This is a genomic window from Stenotrophomonas sp. Y6 (genome assembly GCF_022436665.1).
GTDB classification, from domain to species: Bacteria; Pseudomonadota; Gammaproteobacteria; order Xanthomonadales; family Xanthomonadaceae; genus Stenotrophomonas; species Stenotrophomonas acidaminiphila_A.
This window is the reverse complement of sequence record NZ_JAKUKB010000009.1, coordinates 41,828-61,594: the sequence shown is the minus strand read 5'-3', so window position 1 is coordinate 61,594 and position 19,767 is coordinate 41,828. Positions and strand designations below refer to the sequence as shown.

Sequence of the window (19,767 nt, the reverse complement as noted above, 5' to 3'; positions counted from 1 at the left end):
TGCACGGGGCTACGTTCCGATGGAACGTAGCCGGGAACGTCCCTGCCTGGCATTGCGCGGCATCGCGGAGATCACCATCGCGGCGACGCAGCCGTCACCCCGGCCAACGGCTGCACGCGGTTCATACGTGCGGGTTTCCGTCCGCAGCGACATGGCCGGCGGATGGAGGCCGGCAGCAGATGGGGCAAGCACAGTCGCGCCGGCAGCCGGCGTGTCGTACCGGCCCCATCGCCACGGATCAGGCCACCAGCTGCGCCAGCGATTCCGCCTGCAGGCGCTCGTAGATCGCGAATTCGTCGGCCACCGTCGCCCCCAGGGCCTGCTCGAACGCTTCGCGGTTGGCACGCGCCGCATAGGCGCGCTGCTCCTCGCCGCCCAGGTTGGACTGGAAGATGCCCGCGGCGCTGACCGGCAGGAAGTCTTCGTAGACGATGGGTTCGGCGACGGCCAGGCCGCGGTCGATCAGCACCTCGGCCGGCAGTGCGCGCTCGGCCGCCGGCAGCGCGCGGCCGGCATCGGTCAGCGCGTAGCGGTAGTAGCCCAGGCCCTCGCGGCGCAGGGTGGCGTGGTCGTCGGGGAAGCCGGCGAACGCCGCCTGCAGGCGCTGCATGTAGTCGCCACCGGTGCTGCCGGCGCCGCCGTTGTCGCGCGCCTGGGCCAGCAGCGCGTCGTACAGCGCGCGGCCCTTGGGAGTCAGCGCCAGGCCGCGCTGCTCGATCTCGCCGAAACGCGCGGTATGGGTGCCGGCGGCGTTGTCCTCGCCCGAGGGGAAGTGCACCAGTTCCTCCAGCGCCTTGAAGCTGGTCTGGCGCAGCAGGATCGGGCACGCGCGGCGCGGCGGGCCTTCGATCACCGCCTTGGCGGCCAGGCCGCGCGCGTGCATCGCCGCCTGCGCGGCATCGATGTCGAGCGTGCGCGGCGTGAGGTGGTTGATGTGCGGGCCACGGAAGCTGACCACATCGGCCACCAGCCGGTGCGCGGCATGCAGGGCGTGGTAGGTCTGCAGCGACACGGTGGCCTCGTTGTGCCAGCGGAAGGTCTCCAGTGCCTCGACCACGAAGCGCCAGGCATCCTCGCCGGACAGGCCGCCATCGCGTTCGCACTGCTCGATGAGCTGCAGCACGCCCGGGGTGAAGATCGTGCGCCGGGACAGGATCCCGGCCGCCTGCGCGCGCAGCGCTTCGTCCTCGATCAGTTCCAGCCGCAGCAGCGAGGTGAACACCCGGAACGGATTGCGGTTCAGCGATTCGCCATCGACCGGGCGGAACGCAGTGGAGTGCACCGGCACGCCGGCCACCGACAGGTCGTAGTAGCCCACCGGCTGCATGCCCATGACCGCGAACAGGCGGCGCAGCGTGGACAGCTCCTGCGCGGTGCCGACCCGGATCGCGCCGTGGCGCTCCACGTCCAGGCGTTCGCGCTCGCCACTGCGCTGCATCTGCGCATCCAGTTCCGGCTGCGCCGCCAGGACGCCGGCGTTGACCTCGCCGACCAGCTCCACAAGCGTGCCGTACAGCGGCACCTCGGTGCGGTACATGTGCGACATCGCCTGCGAGAACAGGCTGCGGATGTGATCGGCGGAGACGAAACGGTCGGCGGTCATGGCGGGGCGCGCGGCGCGGCAGGGGAAACCGCTATTTTCGCCCGGATGGGGTCAGCCGGTCATCCATTGCATTGGATACTTTCGCGGTACCGACGCGGCACCGACGGCACCGCGACGCGGGCGGTCAGTCGTGGCCACGGGCGGCCGCATCGCGGCGCGCGCGGTCACCGAGCTGGCGCTGCAGCAGCGCGTCCAGCCGGATCGGCCGGTCCCAGTGGTCGTAACTGGCGACCAGGGCGTGGCGCACGGCGCGCCAGTGCAGGTTGTCCGGCGCCACCGGCAGGCTTTCCACCACGGCTCGCCAGCCCTCGCCCGGGAGCCGGCTGCGCGCCTGCACCGGCTCGCGGCAACTGGCACCGATGGCCTGGCCCCAGAAGCAGGCGAACCAGACGTCGCCGGGCACCCAGCCATGCTGCTGCAACAGCGCCTCGACGTAGCCGCGGCGCGCGCCGCCATAGCGCACCAGCTCGTCGATGAAGGCGTCGGGGTAGCGCTCGGCGTAGCGGTTGACGTCGGCCAGCTGGCGGTCGAGCCAGGCATCGCCGGTCCCCGGTTCGTAGGCGGGCGCGGTGGCCGCCGGGTCCGCGGCGGCCGCCTGTGCCGCTGCCACCGCGGGGAGCAGGGGCAACGCGGAAGCACACGCAAGCAACGCGGGCAGGCAGCGGCGCAGCCATGCCACCCGTGGCACCGCGCGCACGCGCCGGTTCATCGGCCGGCCGCTTCGATCGCGGCCACTGCCTGCGGCCACTGCCAGGCGGTGTCGGCCAGGCGCAGGCGCGGCTCCTCGCTGGACACGCCGTGCTCGGCCTCGTGCGCCCAGGTCATCGCGTACGGGGTATGCACGCCCCAACCGCCGAGCGCCAGCACCGGTTCGATGTCCGAGCGCAGCGAGTTGCCGACCATCACGAAGCGCTCGGCCGGCAGCCCGAACTCGGCCAGCACCCGGGCGTAGGTGGACGGGTCCTTCTCCGAGACGATCTCGATCCGCGGGAACAGGTCGCGCAGGCCGGAGCGCTCGATCTTCTGCTCCTGGTGGAACAGGTCGCCCTTGGTGATCAGCACCACCGGCCAGCGCGCGGCGATGGCCGACACCGCTTCGCGCACGCCGTCGATCACCTCGACCGGATGCTGCAGGGTGCGGCGGCCGATCTCGACGATCTGGCGCAGGTGGGCGGCGGAAATACGCTCGTCGGTCAGCTCGATCGCCGCCTCGATCATCGACAGGGTCATGCCCTTGGCGCCGTAGCCGAATATCGCCAGGTTGCGCCGCTCCACCTTGAGCAGGTGCTGCGCGGTGCCGGCATCGTGCAGGTCGACGTAATGGCCGAGGATGGACTCGAATTCCTGCTCGGCCAGGCGGTAATAGTCTTCGCTCTTCCAGAGCGTGTCGTCGCCGTCGAAGCCGACCAGGCCGATGGCGGAAGAGGGGGCGGGAGCGTGGGGTGCGTGCGTCATGCGCCACAGGATAGCAACCCGCCCCTGGGGGAAGAGCGGCCGGCGGCCGCTCTTCCGGGACCGGGGCACCAGGGCCGGCGCGTTACTTCTGCTGCGAGGCGGTGTAGGTGCGGTATTCGTCCGGGGTCAGCTTGCCGTCCTTGTCGGCATCGGCGGTGTCGAACACCTGCGCCAGCCCGGCGTGGGCCTGCGATTCGGCGCGGCTGATGCTGCCGTCGCCATCGGCGTCCAAGCTGGCCCACGACTGGCCATTGCCGCGGGTGGCGGCATCGTCGGCAGCATCCTGGCGGGTGTCGCTGGCCTGCGCCGCCTGCTCGTGCGCCTGGTGCTGCTGTTCGGCGCGGGCGTCCTGGGCCATGGCCGGCATGGCCAGTGCGGCACCGGCGGCGGCGACGAGGGCGAACAGCGGGTTGCGGTTGCGAACGGTCATCAGGTGTTCCTCCTGCGGTCTGGAAAGCGCGGTGATTCCGCACGCCCCCACCCTCGCAGGCCGGTGCTGAATCGCGCACGCCCCGCGGAACCGCCGCAGACACGGCGTTAACCAACGCACGCGCCGGAACCGCTACCGCCCTGGTTAGCGATGCGTGAGCCGCAGGTAAGCCGCGCATTCGGGCGTTCCATCCGCGGCACGCCCGCGCGGATCGGCCGGCGTCAGTCGCCGTGGGTGTCGTCCCCGGCGGTGGCGCGCGGGCTGAACGCCCGCCATCCGAGCCCCACCCCGACCAGCGCGCCGGCCACTTCCAGCACCACCCGCGTGCCCAGCTGGTCGGGGTCGTGGATGCCGGCCAGCGCCAGCCGCGCGTAGAGCGGCGACTCCAGCTGCACCATGCCCAGGTAGAACAGGTTCCAGCCATCCACCCCGGCACCGATCGCAACCGCGGCCAGGCACGGCCAGGCGATCGCATGGCCCGCCGACAGGCCGCTGCGGCGGCACACCTGCCACCACAGGGAAAACACCACGAAGCCGACCGCCAGCGCGATCAGGGCTGCTTCCAGCGAGCCCAGCAGGCCGTAGTGGAGTTCCAGGTTCATCGGGGGTCGGTCATGGCAACGGGGACGCCGCAGTGTAGCCGGCGGCACACGGCCTGCAGGTGCGCCGGTTGCCGCGCTGCGGCTTTGCTGGCCACGCCATCAGGTGCCGACACGCCGGCAGCGCCGCCGGACGCGGCGCCGGTGGTGCTAGCGCACCGGGAAATCGTAGGCGGTATCGGGCGTCGGCTCGGGGCGGAAGGTGTAGTGCCACCACTCCATCGGGTAGTTGGCGAAGCCCTGGGCCGCCATTGCGTCAAGCAGCAGGCGCCGGTTGTGGCGCTGCTGCGCGGTGATCCCGGGGCTGTCGGTATGCGCCAGCGGATCGAACCGGTCGAAGCCGGTGCCCATGTCCAGCTCCACGCAGCCGCCCTGGCGGCAGTCGAGCAGGCCCAGGTCGACGGTGGCGCCGCGGCTGTGCCCGGAATGCTCGGCGATGTAGCCGTCCAGCAACCGGCTCTTGTCGATGTTCGGGTAATAGCGGGCCTTGGCCTGCTGGTCACCCGGGTCGTGCGCCCAGGCGACGAACGACTGCACCGAGCGCACCGGGCGGTAGCAGTCGTACAGGCGTAGTGCGTGGCCCTGCGCCTGCAGCGTGCGCTGCACGCGCGCCAGCGCCTGCGCGACCGGGGCGAGCAGGTAGCAGCGCGGTGCGTCGTATCCGGGCACCGGGCGGCCGGTGAAGTTGTCGCTGCCGGCATAGCGCATGTCCAGCGAGAACCCGGGCGCCAGGGTGGCGACATCCAGCATGCCGGCCTGCGCCGGGGTGGCCGCCGGTGACACCACCGGTACCGCCGCCTGCGCCGCGGCGCAGGCGGCCAACGCAGGCAACGCGATCCAACACCGGACATTCATCGCAATGGCTCTGGCCATGGCTCAGGCGCGCCCGCGCAGGTAGCCGTTCAGGCCCTTGGCACGCAGCAGCTGCGCGGCACCGGCCCAATCCAGCGGCTTGCCGCTGTCCAGGCGCTCGAGCACGGCGACGATCGCCAGTTCCACCTCGGGCAGCTGCGCCGCTTCGGCCAGGCGCGCGCGCTGGTCGATCGCCTCGAACAGCACGCGGTTGGCCTCGGCATAGCTCAGCGGCGCGGTGTTGCCGTGCCGCGCGCGCCAGCGCTGGCCGTCGAGCACGGCGTTGACGTGCGACTGGATCAGGTAGGTGGCGCGGCCGATCAGCTTGAGGTTGCCCGGCTGCACCGCGGTCATGGTGTTGCCCACGGTGCGCCCGAGCCGCGCCATCACCGCGGTCGAATGCGCGTTGAGCAGCATCTTCAGCGCCAGCGTGCGGTCCAGGCCGAGCGGGTCGTTGCTGCGCGGCAGGTCCAGCGCGACGCCCGGCGCCGCGCCGTCCAGCGCGCGGGAATCATCGCCGGTGCCGGCGCCATGGCCCACGGTGACGGTGAGCCGGCCGGCGCCGGCATCGGCGAACGCCTGCCACCATTGCCGGGCCAGTGCGTCCACCGGCTCGCCGGCGTAACGCAGCAGCACGCCGAGGTCGCCCGCCTGCGGCGGCAGCCGCTCGCGGTTGCCCGGCGACCAGGACAGGTCGTACAGCGCCTGCTGCTCGGCGCCGGCGCGTTCCAGGCTGCGCAGCGCGGTGGCGCGCAGCGCCGGATCGTCCACGTTCTGCTCGAACTGCGGGCGGTACTGCGCCGCATCCAGCCCGTGGAACGGGCGGTGCAGCAGTGCGTCCCAGGCCGCCTGCGGTGTCGCCACCGGCGCCCACACGCGGATCCACGACGCCGGCGGCGTGGTGTCGGTGCGGTCCAGCGGCGCCAGCCGGAAGGTCGGCGCGCGTTCGGTCACGTCCACGAACACCGGCATCAGCGCCTGCCCGGCCAGGTAGGTGGCGTGGCGGCCGTCGGCATAGGCCTGCGCCTCGCGCGCGGTCCATTGCGCCAGCTGCGGGGCACTGGCGGCCACGCGGCGCTGCAGGCCGGCGAAGCCGCGCAGGCGGCTTTCGATGGTGTCGCGGGCATCCAGCCCCAGGCGCCGCGCATCGGCGGCGTCCAGTTGCGGCAGCAGCAGCGCGCGCAGCGCGTCTTCCAGCACCAGCCCCAGCGCGTACAGGCTGGTGGTGGTGGCCTGCATGCGGGTGGACCCGGTGATGGCCTGCGGCCCGGTGGGCAGGGCGATCTTGTGGATGCGCGCGTCATCGAGCACGCGCCGGCTGCGCTCGAACGGGCGCAGCACCTCGTCCGGGTTGTTGTAGACGAACCAGACCCGGTCGGTACCCGCACCGCGCTGGTCGGCGGCGGCCAGCGCGGTGCCGATCACCGCCGACGTCTCGCCGCCTTCGGTCACCGCGAACACCACGTCGTCGGCGCCGATGCCGTCGTCGCGCATCTGCAGCGCGCCGATCAGCTGCAGGTCCTCGAAGCCTTCCAGCGAGCTGATCAGCGCGCGGTCGCCACCGGTGATCTCGCCACGCACGCGCTCGCCCAGCCCGGCCGGCAGCCGGGCGGCGATGCGCGGCCACGCCGGGTCGGCCTGCAGGCGCTTCCAGAACGGCCGCCACACGCCGCTTTCCAGGGTCTCGGCCAGGCGCCCGGTCGAGCCGGTGCCGTAGAAGTAGATGCGATGGCCGTCGCGCAGCGCGCGCTGTACCGCGCTCGAGGCGGCGTGCAGCTTGGCCATGCGCTGCGGATCGTCGGCCAGCGCGGCGAAGGCGCGGGCCACGTCCTCGTCCACCGAGAACAGCTGCGCCAGCGCCTGCGCCGGGTCGTGCGCGGCGACTTCACTCAGGTTCCAGGTCCGGGGATGGCGTTGTTCGGTCAGCAGCGTATGCAGCTGGAACTGGGTGCGCTGCTGCACGAACCCGGTGGAGGCCGGTGACGGCGGCAGCCCCAGCCGCTCGCCGGCATCGGCGGCAAGCGCGGCCGGGCTGATCGCCGCCAGGCTCAGGGCGAACGTCATGGCAATGCGTCCGGTACGGGGGAAGGAGGCACGGTTCGGTCGGGTCATGCGGCCGCCTCAGGGGTTGGCGGCCGGGGCGGCCAGGTTGCCCGCGGCCAGCGCATGCAGGATGCGCAGGTCCTCGGCGTCCAGTTCGCTGCCACCCTGGCCGCGGAAATGGTTGCGGAACGCGCGCACGGTGGCGGCGCGGTCGTCCAGCGGGTAGCCGATCAGGCGCAGCGCGGTCCATGGGTCGAAGCCGGCCGGCGCCGGCGGCGCATCGGCGGCGGGCCAGCGGCCGAAGCCGGCATCGGCCAGGCGCTTCCACGGGAACAGCGGGCCCGGGTCGGGCTTGCGCGTCGGCGCCAGGTCCTGGTGGCCGATGATCTGGCTGCGCGGGATGCGCAGGCGCGTGCACAGGTCCTCCAGCAGCACCAGCAGGCTCTGCACCTGCGCCTCGGCGAACGGCGACCTGCCGTCGTTGTCCAGCTCGATGCCGATCGAGGCGGAGTTGAGGTCGGTGAACGGGCCCCAGCTGCCGGCACCGGCATGCCAGGCGCGGCGCTCGTCGCTGACCAGCTGGTAGCGGGTGCCGTCGGCACCGATCAGGTAGTGCGCGCTGACCGGGCCGCCACTGTTGCGGCCGCGCAGCGTATCCAGGCTCTGCTGCACCGAATCCTGTTCGGTGAAGTGGATGACGATCAGGTTCGGCCGGCGCACGTCCTGGTTCGGCGAAGGCACCCAGCCTGCCAGCGGGTTGCGCGGCGGCGCGTGGCCGCAGGCGGTGAGCAGGGCCAGCAGCGCGGCTGGCAGCAACAGCTTGGTGGACATCTTCATCAACGCCTCGCTTGCACGACGGTGGTGCGTGGATCAGGGCAGGACCGGCGCGCGGCCTGCCGACAACACGAAGAAAGCGCCTTCGCCGCCGCCGGTTGCCGGGCGGCGGCGAAAGGGGCCCGGCAACCGGGCCCGTGGGCATGTCACTGGAAGCGGTACTCCAGCAGCAGGTTGAACGAACGGCCGCGCGGGTCGGCCACGCGCGCTTCCCAGCCGGCGCCGTCGCCATCGTCCAGGTAGCGGACGGTGAACGGCGGATCGGTGTTGAGCAGGTTGCGGATGCCGAACGTCGCCTTCAGGTTCTCCATGCCGGTCCAGGTCAGGCTGTAGTTGTAGGTGATGTAGGCATCGACGTTGCCGTCCCACGCCGGCGGGTTGTAGCCGTTGACGATGCCGCCCGGCTTCCAGTCCTTGTAGCCGCCACGGTAGACCTGGGTCAGCGTGTGCGCCCAGTCGCCCCGCGCCCAGCCGGCGCTGACGGTGTGCTTCCAGCGGATCGGCAGGTTGTAGTAGCGCTCGTACTCGCCGACCAGGTTGTCGCTGTAGGGCAGGCTGTCGAAGGTCTTGGTCCTGAACGTATCCAGGTAGTTGCCGTTGAGGTGGACGTTCCAGGTACCGCCGGCCAGGTCGCCGCGCACGTTGGAGTCCAGCTCGATGCCACGGGTCAGGGTGCCGCCGGTGTTGATGTAGCGCTGGTCGATGGCGATGATCTTGCCGGCCGAATCGCGGATGAAGTTCGACGCGTACAGCGGGTAGTTGGCAGTCATCGTCGACAGGTTGAAGCCGCTGCGGATCGTGTTGGTGCGCTCGATCTCCCACCAGTCGACGCTGACGTTGAAGTTGCCGTTGGGCGCGATCACGAAGCCGATGCTGCGCTGTTCGGCCTCTTCCGGCTTCAGGTTCGGATTGCCGCCGGTGATGATGTCCGGGCGGATCTGCTCGCTGCAATTGGGCACGTCCGGGTTGTACTGGCCCTTGGGGCAGGTCGCCGGGTCGGCCAGGTCAAGGCCGGTGTACTGGCTCTCGGTGATGCCGCGGAACAGCTTGGCGAAATCGGGCACCTTGAAGCCGGTGCTGTAGGAGCCGCGGAACACCAGCCAGTCCATCGGCTGCCACTTGAACGAATACTTCGGGTTGGTGGTGCCACCGAAGCCGTCGTAACGGTCGTGGCGCACGGCCAGGTTGACTTCCAGGCTGTCGACCACCGGCAGGTTGACCTCGGCGAACACCGCCTTGACGTTGCGCTGCTTGGGCGACATGTAGTTGGAGGCATCGCCGGGAACACCGAACACGTAGGCATTGCCCGCCACCCATTCGGCCGGGCCGCCAAACTCGTACTCCTCGCGGCGCACGTCCACGCCCGCCGCCGCCTGCACGTCGTTGTCGCTCCACAGGCGGAAGCCGAGGCTGCCGCTGAAGCTGGCGTCGAAGGTGGTCGTGGTCGAGGTGCCTTCGTAGATCTGCAGGCCGCTGGCGTCGGCCGCGGCCAGCGCGTCATACGCGGCCTGGGACTGGCTCTGGCCCGGCATCAGGAACGGGTTGAGCACGCCATTCTTCAGCGCCGCCTTCAGCTGCGGGGTGTAGTAGTAGCCGCCGGCGGTCACCGACTCGGCCTTGCTCTGCGCGCGCGACAGGCCGATGTTGTAGTCCCAGCTGCCGAGGCTGCCGGTCATGCCCAGCAGCGCGCGGTAGGCCTTGGTGGTGGTCTCGATCTGGCGCGGGCCGCAGACTTCGCAGCGCCAGCGGTAGGCGATGGGGCTGCCGTAGACCAGGTTGGCCTGGTTGCCGAAATAGTCGTGCAGCTGGTTGTAGATGGCGTCGTAGGTCGCCTTGGTGTTGGCGTTGAGCTCGTAGGCGTCGAGCTGGGTGGCGCTGGCGTTGATGCTGGTGGTGATCTGCTGCGCTTCGAACTGGCGCTTGGAGGTCACCTTGGAGCCCATGAACTCGGCGAAGAACTCATGGTTGTCGCCGACCTTGAAGGTGGCGCGGCCAATGCCCTGCACCGTGTCCACCGGCTGCTGGATGGTGCGCGCGCGGCCATAGTCCCAGGCGCAGCCGAAGCTGGCGCCGGGGCTGGCCCAGATCTTGTCGCCGTAGTCGCCCATCATGTCGCCGCCGTTCACGCAGCCGGCGCCGCCAGGCAGGCGCAGCGTGTTGATGGTGGTCTTGGTGAGGCCGGTGACCGGGTCCTTCAGACCGCCGCCGATCATGCTGCCGGTGCCGGTGACGATGTTGGCGAACGGCGTGCCGCGGGTATCCGGCGACAGGCCGCGGTCGGCCTGGAAACTGTTGACGAAATCGCGCTGGTTGCCGCGCAGGATCTTGTTCTGCTTCACGTTGACCGCGGCCCAGACGTTCCAGCGGTCGTTGTCCAGGTCGCCCCAGCCACCCAGCAGGCTGCCGTGGAAGATGTTGCCGCCACCCTCTTCGGTCACGTCGGCGCCGGCGGTGAGGGTGATGCCCTGGTAGTTGTTGCGGGTGATGAAGTTGATCACGCCGCCGATGGCGTCGGTGCCGTACACGGCGGACGCGCCGTCGCGCAGCACTTCCACGCGTTCGATCGCGGCGAACGGGATCGAGTTCAGGTCGACCACCTGGCCCGCCAGGCCGTGCGCGGCGACGCGGCGGCCGTTGAGCAGCACCAGGGTCGCGTCGGCGCCCTGCCCGCGCAGGTTGGCGCCGGACACGCCGTTGTTGCCGCGGGTGCCCGGGGGCGCGACGCCGCTGTTGGCGGCCAGGCTGTCCGGGCCGCTGCTGGCGATGTTCAGCTGCTGCAGCAGCTGTTCGGCCGAGGTGATGCCCTGGGCCTCGATCTCGGCTTTCTGGATGATGGTGACGGGCATCGCCGCTTCGACGTCGGTGCGCTTGATGCGCGAGCCGGTGACTTCGATCTTGTCGAGCGTGCGCGCCTCCGGCGACGCCGGGGAAGCCGCGGGCTGCGCCTGCGCGAACGCGGCCAGCGGGCTGCCGAGCGCCAGCAACAGTGCGGCGCTCAGGTGGTGCATGCGGGGGGGACGTGCGGTTGCGGACATGCTCTCTCTCCAGAAAAGGGCGCGTAACGTGGGTGCTGCAGGAGCGATGCCGGCGCCCTTGCTCATCCGGGCTGGCGGGGGTACGACGACCATCCATCGATCCTCAAGGGGGGCGGCACGATTCCGCCGGGGCAATGGGATCCACGGCCACCGCTGCGGGGGCCGCGTCTCTCCTTCCATGGTTGCACCACACCGGGGAGCGTCCTTGTCTGCCGGCCTGCAACATGCCAGGCCCCGACCGCAGACCTGTCCAGCACCGGGGCTGCCACCCGGACGCTGCGTCGTGCAGTCCCGGGCGGTGAAGCGGCGGGCGCATGCACTCCCGCCCAGACCCCGTTTCACAGCTGTTTAACACGGGCTGAATCCGGCGGTCAATAAACTATTCCCCATACCCCAAGGTTATGGAAATAAAATATTTTCGTGATGCGCCGCACAACCCCGCGCGGCATCACGCAAGCGCGCGTGGCGGATCGAGGGAACCGGGCGCGGGCCGGCGGCCCGTCGCCCACGCCTTCACGGGCAATCGCCCACGCGGCGGAATTCCAGATCCTGGTAGTCGTAGCTGAAGTCGATGTCCGGATCGATGGCGCGCATGTGCAGGGTGCGCTGCGCGCCCTCGCCGGAGAACACCAGCCAGGCCTCGGCGTCTTCGCCCAGCCCCTGCCACTGCACCCATGGGCGTCCGGCCGAGCGCATGACCCGGCCGCGCAGGGCCGGCGATTTCGCCGCGGCGAAGGTGATGCCGGTACCCACCGGGCACAGCGTGACCTGTCCGAACCAGGGGTCGGCCCACACCCCGGCATCGGCGCCGAACTCCCCCGCGGCGACCGCGGCTGCCGGCGCCAGCACCGGGCGCACGTGGCCGGCCGCGCGGCGCTGGGTCCGCTCGCGTTCCAGCAGCCCGGCGTAGTGCAGCACATCATGGCCGGCGGCTGGCGCGGTCTGGCGCTTGAGCAGCGCCTGCATCAGCGCGGTGCGCGCGTCCTCGCCCTCGCCATTGATCAGGATCACCACGCCGCTGCGCCGGTCCGGCAGCAGTGCCAGCGACGAGTACATGCCCGACAACGTGCCGGTATGCGCCACCTTCCATTGCCCGTCCATGTCCGACAGGCGCCAGCCGTAGCCGTAGGCCAGGAAGTGGGTGTTGTCCCAGTCGCGCAGGCGCTGGCCGATGGGCATCGGCATGTGCGCGGTCCACAGCGCGCGGCGCTGGGTGGCGTCGAGCCAGCCCGGTACCCGCGCCGGATCGAGCAGCGCCTGCATCCAGCGCAGCATGTCATCCAGGCTGCAGCGCACGCCACCGGCGGCCATCGACGGGAAGTCGGCAGCGACGTCGCCATCGCGCCCCACCACCACGTTGCGCCCGTCCTGGCGGTAATGCGGCTGGGCGACATTGCCCGCCTTCGCCGGCGACCATTCGCCGACCTGGCAGCGGTCCATGCCCAGCGGCCCGAAGATCTCCTGCCGCACCAGTGCCGCGTATGGCTTGCCGGCGGCTGCCGCGGCCACCTCGCCGGCCACCACGTAGAGCAGGTTGTCGTAGGCGTAGTCGGCGCGGAAGCTGCCGGCCGGCTTGAGGTGCGCCAGCCCGGCGATGATGTCCTGGCGGCTGAAGTGGTTGGGCTCCGGCCACAGCATCAGGTCGCCGGCGCCCAGCCCCAGGCCGCTGTTGTGGATCAACAGGTCGCGGACCTGCATGTTGCGCGTCACCCACGGGTCGTACATGCGGAACGCGGGCAGGTACCTGGTCACCGGATCGTCCCAGCGCAGGCGCCCGGCCTGCACCAGCCGCGCCAGCACCGCCGCGGTCATCGCCTTGGTGTTGGAGGCGATCTTGAACAGCGTGTTGCCATCGACACGCCGTCCCTCGCCGGCGACCAGCTCGCCGCGGGTGGCGACGTGCACCACCTTGCCGTCCTCGATCACGCCCACGGCCAGGCCCGGCAGGCGGTAATGCTCGAAGGCCTGCTGCACCGCCGTGTCGTAGAACGCGGCATCGGCATCGGCGGCGGGTGCGGTGGCGTGGGCGATGCCCGGCAGCAGGGCGAGGCACAGCAGGATCGGTTTCATCGGCGCGCTCCTTGCCGCTACGGCGTGTCGGCCGTGGCCGGCGCCGACGGCGCCCGGGCCTGCAGCAGCGACCGGCTCAGGCCGTAGAGGATGCGCCGGTCTTCGGCATCCAGTTCGGCGCCCTCGCCGCGCATGCCACGGAAGTGATGGCGGAAGGACTGCAGGGCGTTGGCGCGGTCGTCCAGCGGGTAGCCGATGGCGGCCATCGCCAGCCAGGCGTCGAACGCCGGCGGCGGATCGCCGGCGGCCGGGTCGGGCCAGATGCCGAAGCCGGCCTCGTGCAGGCGCTTCCAGGGGAACAGCGGGCCCGGGTCGATCTTGCGCCCGGGCGCCATGTCCTCGTGGCCGATGACCTGCTGGCGCGGGATGCCCAGGCGCCGGGTCACGTCGTCGAGCAGCACGATCAGCTTTTCGATCTGCACGTCCGGATACGGGCTGTAGCCGTCGTTGTCGATCTCGATGCCGATCGACGCCGAGTTGAGGTCGGTGATGGTGCCCCAGCGGCCATCGCCGGCATGCCAGGCACGCTTGCGCTCGTCCACCAGCTGGTACAGCGTGCCGTCCTTGCCCAGCAGGTAGTGCGCGCTGACCGGGCCGTTGCTGTTGGCGGTCCGCAGCGTGCGCAGGCTGCCCTCGGCGGTCTTGCCGGCGGTGTAGTGCAGCACCACCACCACCGGGCGCCGCGCGTCGAAGTTCGGCGAACGTTCCCACCTGGCCAGCGGATTGCGGTGCGCGCAGGCGCTCAGCAGCACGAGCAGCAGCAGCGCAACCAGCAGCCGCGGCAGCCCACGGGCCGGCCCACGTCCGCAGACCGGCGCCGGGGCAGCACGGGTTTTCCGATGGGTCATGTCCGCCTCCAGTCACTGGCCGGCTGTTCGCCGGACAGCATTTCATCCAGGCGCTGGCGGCGGCGCACCACCGCGTAGCGGTCGCCGTCCAGCAACACCTCGGCCGGCAGCGGCCGCGAGTTGTAGGTGGACCCCATCGATGCACCGTAGGCCCCGGCGCCGAGGATCGCCACCAGGTCGCCGGCCTCGCAGCGCGGCAACGCGCGCGCGGTGGCGAAGGTGTCGCCGGTCTCGCACACCGGTCCCACCACGTCATAGGTCGCGGCCTCGCGCCCGGCCGCGGCGCCCACCGGCACGATGTCATGCCACGCGTCGTACAGGCTGGGGCGCAGCAGGTCGTTCATCGCCGCGTCCAGCACCAGGAAGCGGCGTGCCTGGCCGTGCTTTTCCAGCAGCACGCGGGTCAGCACGATGCCGGCCTCGGCCACCAGCCAGCGCCCCGGCTCGACCAGGATGCGCCCGCCGAAGCCGGCCAGTGCCTGGCGGATCGCATCGGCATACGCGCGCGCATCCGGCGCCTGCTCGCCTTCGCGGTAGCGCACGCCCAGCCCGCCACCGACGTCGATGCTGGCGATGGCGTGCCCGGCCGCGGCCAGTTCCTTCCAGAACGCGGCCATGCGTGCCAGCGCCTCGCGCACCGGGTCCAGGCTGAGCAGCTGCGAACCGATATGCATGTGCAGCCCGTCCAGGCGCACGTCGGGCCATTGCGCCTTCGCGTCGAACCACGCGCGCGCCTCGGCGATGGACACGCCGAACTTGTTCTCGGCCTTGCCGGTGGAAATCTTGGCGTGGGTCTTCGCGTCCACGTCGGGGTTGATCCGCACCGACGCGACCGCGGTGACGCCACGCGCGGCGGCGATGCGCTGGATCGCGTCGAGCTCGGCGCGGGACTCGATGTTGAAGCGGCCGATGCCCACGTCCAGTGCCAGCGCGATCTCGGCGTCGGACTTGCCCACGCCGGAGAACACGATATCGCCCGCGGCGATGCCGGCGCGCAGCGCGCGTTCGAGCTCGCCACCGGACACGATGTCCGCGCCCGCGCCCTCTTCGGCCAGCAGGCGCAGCACCGCGCCGTTACCGTTGGCCTTGACCGCGTAACGGATACCCGCGTCCAGCCCGGACAGCGCCTCGCGCAGCGCCCGTACCCGCTGGCGGATGGCCGGCGCGGCGTAGACATACAGCGGGGTGCCCTCGCGGGCCGCCAGCTCCACCAGATCGGCCTGCCGGAACGCCTCCGGCAGACCGCACAGGCCATCTCGTGTGAATCCCTGATCCAAGGCATTGCTCCAAAAAAAAGATGGCGGCCCCCATGCAGGGGCCGCCAGAGGAGGAACTCAGTACCGCAAATCCATCATGGTGCGCCGCGGCCCGGTCAGAAGTTCCAGGTCACGACCAGCTGCGCGTAGCGCGGGGACTGCCAGCGCGTGCCGGTGCCGAACGTGTCGCGCATAACGCCAGGCTGCCCTTCATAGCGTGCCGCCACGTTGATCACTTCCTGCTGGTTGAGCACGTTGTAGACCGACAGTGTGGCCTTCAGGTCGATGCCTTCCACCGGCAGCGTCCAGACGACATTGGCACCGAGGTTATAGATCCACGGCATACGGCCAAAATCGCCGCGGCCGGAATACTTGTACACGCGGTCCTTATAGGTATAGGGAACACCGGTTACCGGATCGCTGCCACTACATTTTTCCACGCACAACCAGCCGGTACCACCGCCACTGCCGGTGCTGGTGTAGCTGGCCACGGCACGGTCCTCATCCGGCCACGTCACGCCGAACGCGGTGATCGGGCCGCCGGACAATGCGGTGAAGGTGGCGCCGAAGGACCACATGTCGTTGAGCTTGAAGCTGCCCCGCAGTTTGATCTGGTGGCGGTGATCGTTGAACAAGTCGCCGTAGCGCTGGTTGTTGGCCGGGTGATCCCAGTGCTGGACCATGCCGGTGTCGCCATAGTTGGTATCCGAGTTGACCGGACCCTCATGGTTGCCCGAGGACTTGGACCACAGATAGGAGGCATTGAACGCCCACTTGTCATCCCATGCCCGGTCGATCTGGAATTCCATCGACTTGTAGGTACGCTTGGGCTTGGAGTAACCGATGATGCGGTTGCTGCCCGCCGTCATGTAGCCTTCCTTGGAAGTATCGATCGTCACCCAGCCATCCTGCGCGCAGCCCATGGCCTTGGTGCCCCACAGGGTCAGCTTGTCGCCCGGGTTGGCGATCGGCCACAGGTTGCTGTGGCGCTTTCCACACAGCGCATTGATGAGCATGTCGTCCATCGCATTGGGCATGCGCCGGTAAGTGCCGGTGACGCCCCACGACCAGGCCTGGTTGATCATGCTCTGGAAGCCGAGGATCGCCTCGTCCTGATAGACCGCGTCGAGGTCGCGATCCACGCTTTGTCGCAGGTCCTGCACGACGATGTTCTGCGACTTGTCCACCGGGCCGATCTGCGCGCCGATGATCGGCGCCATGTACGGCGCGCCGGTGACCGGGTTGGTTTCCGGGCGCCAGCCGTCCAGCGCGTAGTAGGTGTACTCGTCTAGCAGGCCGCCGGCGAAGTTGTAGCTGAGGATGCTGGGGATCGGCATGTAATAGCGGCCGAGGTTGCCGAACAGCTTCGTGCTGCCATCGCCCTTCATGTCCCAGGAGAATCCGAGGCGCGGCGAGAACAGGTTGTCCTGCTTGGTGAAGGTGGTCCCCACCGTGGTCATGTTCTCGAAGTTGTCCACGCGCACGCCGAGATTCAGCATCAGCGACGGCGTGACGTTCCAGTTGTCCTCCAGGTAGAAGGCGCTGGCCTTGATGTCGAACACGCCGCCGTCGGCGCGCTCGCGTGCGCGCAGGATCGCGTTCACGCCTGCGGGAACGACCGAGCCGTTGTCGAGCAGGTTGCCCGGTTTGGTGCCATAGGCGGTGTAGTACTTGCGGGTCGGGCCCGGATAGACCGTCTTGCGATCGGTGGTCATCAATTCGTGATCCCAGCCAAAACGCAGCTGGTGATCTCCGAGCATCCACTCGAAGTCCAGGCGCTTGGCGATGCGCTCGTCCTCATGATTGACGATGGTTCCACCCGGGTGGCAACCCAGCACCGGGCTGCCCATGGCCCGGTAGACCGCGCCGTAGCTGGAGTTCTCGTAGGTCACGAAGTCGCACAGGGCATCCGCGGGGGACTTGTTGTAGCTGCTGCTGCGGTTGATGCCGTACATCGCCTTGGCGGTGAAGTTGTCGGCGAAATGTCCGGTATAGGTCACCGAGCCGCTGGTACCGCCGCTGGAAGCGCGGGATTGGCTGGGTTGGCCCGTGCCGCGCTTCGAGCTGGCGAAATCGTAGGTGTAGATCGCGGCGTCGCTGTCGCCCTCGTCTGAGAAGGCCATCGCCTCCAGCAGGTGATTGTCGGTGATGTTCCAGTCCAGCTTGGTACCCCAGAAGCCGTTGTCCGACGTGCTCTGGGTCCAGCTGTTGCCGGACGAGCTGGTGCTGCCGGACTTGTTGTCGCGCTGCTCGTACATGGCGAACAGGAACAGCTTGTCCTTTACGATCGGGCCTGAGGCCCAAACGTTGGCCTTGGTGAAGCTGCGGGTGTTGTGGCTGGACAGGACGTTGACGCGGCCATCGGCGTAGTAATGATCCTCGGCCTTCGAGCGCCAGGCTGCCGGCTCGAATGTCATCGTCACGCCACCCTTGAACTCGTTGCTTCCCGAGCGGCTGACCGCATTGATCACGCCGCCGGTGGACCGGCCGAACTCGGCGGAGTAGCCGCCGGTCTTGATCTGGAACTGCTCGAAGAATGCGAACGGCGCCGCCGAGAAGCTTTGCCGCTTGTAGAAATCGGTGACATTGAGGCCATTGATGAAGACCGAGTTCTCGGCCACCGACGAACCGCCGAAGGAGATGCCGCCGAACGACGAGTTGCCGCCGATCACGCCCGGAGCAAGCAGGGCGACCGACGACAGGTCCTGGGCCACCGGCATGCGCGCAAGTTCTTCGCGGCTGATGTTGAACGAAGACTCGGTCGAGTACACGTCCACCCGGTTGACGATGCGCGAGCCGACCACCTGCACCGAATCCAACATCACCGGGCCGGTGTCGCTGCCACCGAGGTTGACGTTGGTGGTGCCGCCCAGCGAGACGTTGACCGCCAGCGGCTCCTTGTCGGCCTGGCCGTCGCGCTTGACGGTCAGGCTGTAGTCGCCCACCGGCAGCTGGCTCAGGCGGTAGCTGCCGTCGCCACCGGCGGTGACCGTGCGGGTCAGCCCGGTGGCGGTGTTGGTGATGGTGATCTGGTCGCCGGCGTTGGCGCGGCCGGCGATGGCGCCGGTGGCACTCTGCGCCATGACGGTCGGTGCGAGCGCCCCGAGGCACGCACCCAGCGCGACGCTGAGCGCCGCCTTTTTCAGCATTTTCCTGTTCATCCCCTGCTCTCTCCTGCAGTGTTGTGTATTACAGCGGTGTCACGGAACTTCAGCCCTCCGGCGGTGGCAGGACCTGCCACTGGAAGTCGTAGTTCCATTGGTCGAAATAGAGATTGCCGCCCGCCCATTCGGCCTCGCCGCGCTGCGAGTCCACGGTTTCGGAGCGGAAGTGCTGCTTGGCCGGTACCAGCGCCTGCGCGTAGTCGTCGTTGAACGCGATGCGGTAGGCATCCAGCCCGCCGAAATAGAAATCACGTACCGCCGGCACCGGGCTGTCGAGCGCGCCGGTGGTGACGTCCATCGGCACCCAGCCATAGGGCGCCAGGTACAGCGCGCCCCAGTCGTGCAGGTTGCTGTAGCCGGTGGCGTTGTCCGAGTACACCATGCCCGACTGCCAGCGCGCGGGTATGCCATTCAGGCGCAGCAGGCTCATCAACAACAGTGTCTGCTGCCCGCAGTCGGCGTGGGTAGCATGCAGCGCGTGGTCGCTGATGTTGCCGATGGTCGAGTACTCGCGCGCGCCACCCCAGGGAATGCGGTCGACCGCGTCGAACAACCTGCGCGCGACGCGGTAGGGGTTGGTTTCACTGCCCACCACGCGCCGCGAGAACTCGCGCAGCGCCGGGGTGAACACGATGTGCGGCGCACGCTCGGCCAGGTACGGTGCCAGCGCCGGGTCGTCCGGCGTCGGCTGCACCCTGGCCGGGTCGATGGCGAAATGGCGCGCGTACACGGTGACCTCATAGCTCACCGAGAACGCGGTCGGCGTGCCGGCCACGGCCTTGCGTTCGAGGTAGGCGGTGCGCTGCAGCGTGGCTTCCGGCGCGACCTGCGCCCCGTCCGGCACGCTGCCCAGCAGGCGGATGTCCTGCTGCTGCCCGGGAATGGCCCGCGGGTACGGGATCCAGGCGCGGATGGTCTCGCCGGCCGGTACCGCATCGGCCTTGACCGTGAGCGACTGGGTGACCCGTACCCGCCGCGGCGCGACGCTGCTGGCGGCATCGGCCTGCGCGCGCTCGAGCACCTCCAGGTGATGCGGCGTGACCACCTCGAACGGGCCCGGTGCGGGCGGCCTGATCGCCGGCGAGCGCCGTGCTGCCGCCGCGGCACTGACCCGGAACAGGTTGGACGGTGCGCGGTTGAACCAGCGGCGCTGGCCATCGATGTCCAGGTGTTCGATCAGCCCGGCCTCGTCCCAGGCACGGAACTCGTCCTCGCGCAGGTCGGGAATGATGCGGCGCACGGCGGCCATCGCGTGTTCGCGGTCCAGGCTGAAATCCAGTCGCATGCGGCGCATGCGCTCGCGCTGGAACAGGTAGGCGTCACGCTGGCTGGCGTCCAGTGCCGGCTGCTGCAGTGCAGCGTCGATCTGCGCCTGCGCACCGGCAAAATCACCGCGGTCCACGCGCGCGGCCAGCTGCCCGGGCGTGTCCACGGCGCCCGCCATGGCGGACACCAGGCACAGCAGCAGGCCTGCCATGAGCCGGTACCGGGCAGGCCTGAAAGCGACTGGGACTTGGCGCAACGCTGGATCCACGGCAACACTTCCACGGGTACGCGGGATAACGGTTGTGTAACACG

14 protein-coding genes are annotated in these 19,767 nt (G+C 69.7%); all 14 read right to left on the bottom strand.

Features of this window, described 5'->3' with window-relative positions; all coding sequences use genetic code 11:
* Positions 1-238 precede the first annotated feature (238 nt).
* The 14 genes from MKP15_RS11885 to MKP15_RS11820 all read right to left on the bottom strand — a co-directional run bounded on the left by MKP15_RS11885 (position 239) and on the right by MKP15_RS11820 (position 19,666).
* Complete coding sequence (locus MKP15_RS11885; protein WP_240212833.1) at positions 239-1,603, bottom strand: VOC family protein; 1,365 nt, start codon at positions 1,601-1,603, stop codon at positions 239-241.
* A 124-nt stretch (positions 1,604-1,727) separates the two neighbouring features.
* Positions 1,728-2,312 (bottom strand): hypothetical protein, encoded by a 585-nt coding sequence (locus MKP15_RS11880; protein WP_240212832.1) that lies wholly within the window; start codon positions 2,310-2,312, stop codon positions 1,728-1,730.
* Positions 2,309-3,058, bottom strand: coding sequence for an HAD family hydrolase (locus MKP15_RS11875; protein WP_240212831.1), 750 nt, complete (start codon positions 3,056-3,058; stop codon positions 2,309-2,311). The genes MKP15_RS11880 and MKP15_RS11875 overlap by 4 nt, the downstream gene beginning before the upstream one ends.
* 82 nt (positions 3,059-3,140) lie before the next feature.
* A complete protein-coding gene (locus MKP15_RS11870) occupies positions 3,141-3,488 on the bottom strand; it encodes an EF-hand domain-containing protein (protein ID WP_240212830.1) in 348 nt (115 codons plus the stop codon).
* 221 nt (positions 3,489-3,709) lie between these two features.
* Positions 3,710-4,090 carry a hypothetical protein gene (locus MKP15_RS11865; protein ID WP_240212829.1) on the bottom strand — a complete coding sequence of 127 codons (381 nt, stop codon included), beginning with the start codon at positions 4,088-4,090 and terminating at the stop codon, positions 3,710-3,712.
* A gap of 147 nt (positions 4,091-4,237) precedes the next feature.
* Positions 4,238-4,942 (bottom strand): M15 family metallopeptidase, encoded by a 705-nt coding sequence (locus MKP15_RS11860; RefSeq protein ID WP_240212828.1) that lies wholly within the window; start codon positions 4,940-4,942, stop codon positions 4,238-4,240.
* Between the two features lie 21 nt (positions 4,943-4,963).
* On the bottom strand, positions 4,964-7,003 hold the full coding sequence (locus tag MKP15_RS11855; RefSeq protein WP_240212827.1) for a hypothetical protein: 2,040 nt from the start codon (positions 7,001-7,003) through the stop codon (positions 4,964-4,966).
* Between the two features lie 57 nt (positions 7,004-7,060).
* Positions 7,061-7,819 carry an N-acetylmuramoyl-L-alanine amidase gene (locus MKP15_RS11850; RefSeq protein ID WP_240212826.1) on the bottom strand — a complete coding sequence of 253 codons (759 nt, stop codon included), beginning with the start codon at positions 7,817-7,819 and terminating at the stop codon, positions 7,061-7,063.
* A 143-nt stretch (positions 7,820-7,962) separates the two neighbouring features.
* Entirely contained in the window at positions 7,963-10,851 is a 2,889-nt protein-coding gene (locus MKP15_RS11845) for a TonB-dependent receptor (RefSeq protein WP_161613989.1), read from the bottom strand.
* Between the two features lie 513 nt (positions 10,852-11,364).
* Positions 11,365-12,921: a serine hydrolase domain-containing protein gene (locus MKP15_RS11840; protein WP_240212825.1), complete on the bottom strand. Its 1,557-nt coding sequence runs from the start codon at positions 12,919-12,921 to the stop codon at positions 11,365-11,367.
* 17 nt (positions 12,922-12,938) lie between these two features.
* Positions 12,939-13,769, bottom strand: a complete 831-nt coding sequence (locus MKP15_RS11835) for an N-acetylmuramoyl-L-alanine amidase (RefSeq protein WP_240212824.1) — start codon at positions 13,767-13,769, stop codon at positions 12,939-12,941.
* On the bottom strand, positions 13,766-15,046 hold the full coding sequence (gene lysA, locus MKP15_RS11830; protein ID WP_240212823.1) for a diaminopimelate decarboxylase: 1,281 nt from the start codon (positions 15,044-15,046) through the stop codon (positions 13,766-13,768). Before lysA ends, MKP15_RS11835 begins: the two co-directional genes overlap by 4 nt.
* A 95-nt stretch (positions 15,047-15,141) precedes the next feature.
* Entirely contained in the window at positions 15,142-18,186 is a 3,045-nt protein-coding gene (locus MKP15_RS11825) for a TonB-dependent receptor (RefSeq protein WP_240212822.1), read from the bottom strand.
* A 49-nt stretch (positions 18,187-18,235) separates the two neighbouring features.
* Complete coding sequence (locus MKP15_RS11820; RefSeq protein WP_240212821.1) at positions 18,236-19,666, bottom strand: transglutaminase domain-containing protein; 1,431 nt, start codon at positions 19,664-19,666, stop codon at positions 18,236-18,238.
* Between the last annotated feature and the right edge of the window lie 101 nt (positions 19,667-19,767).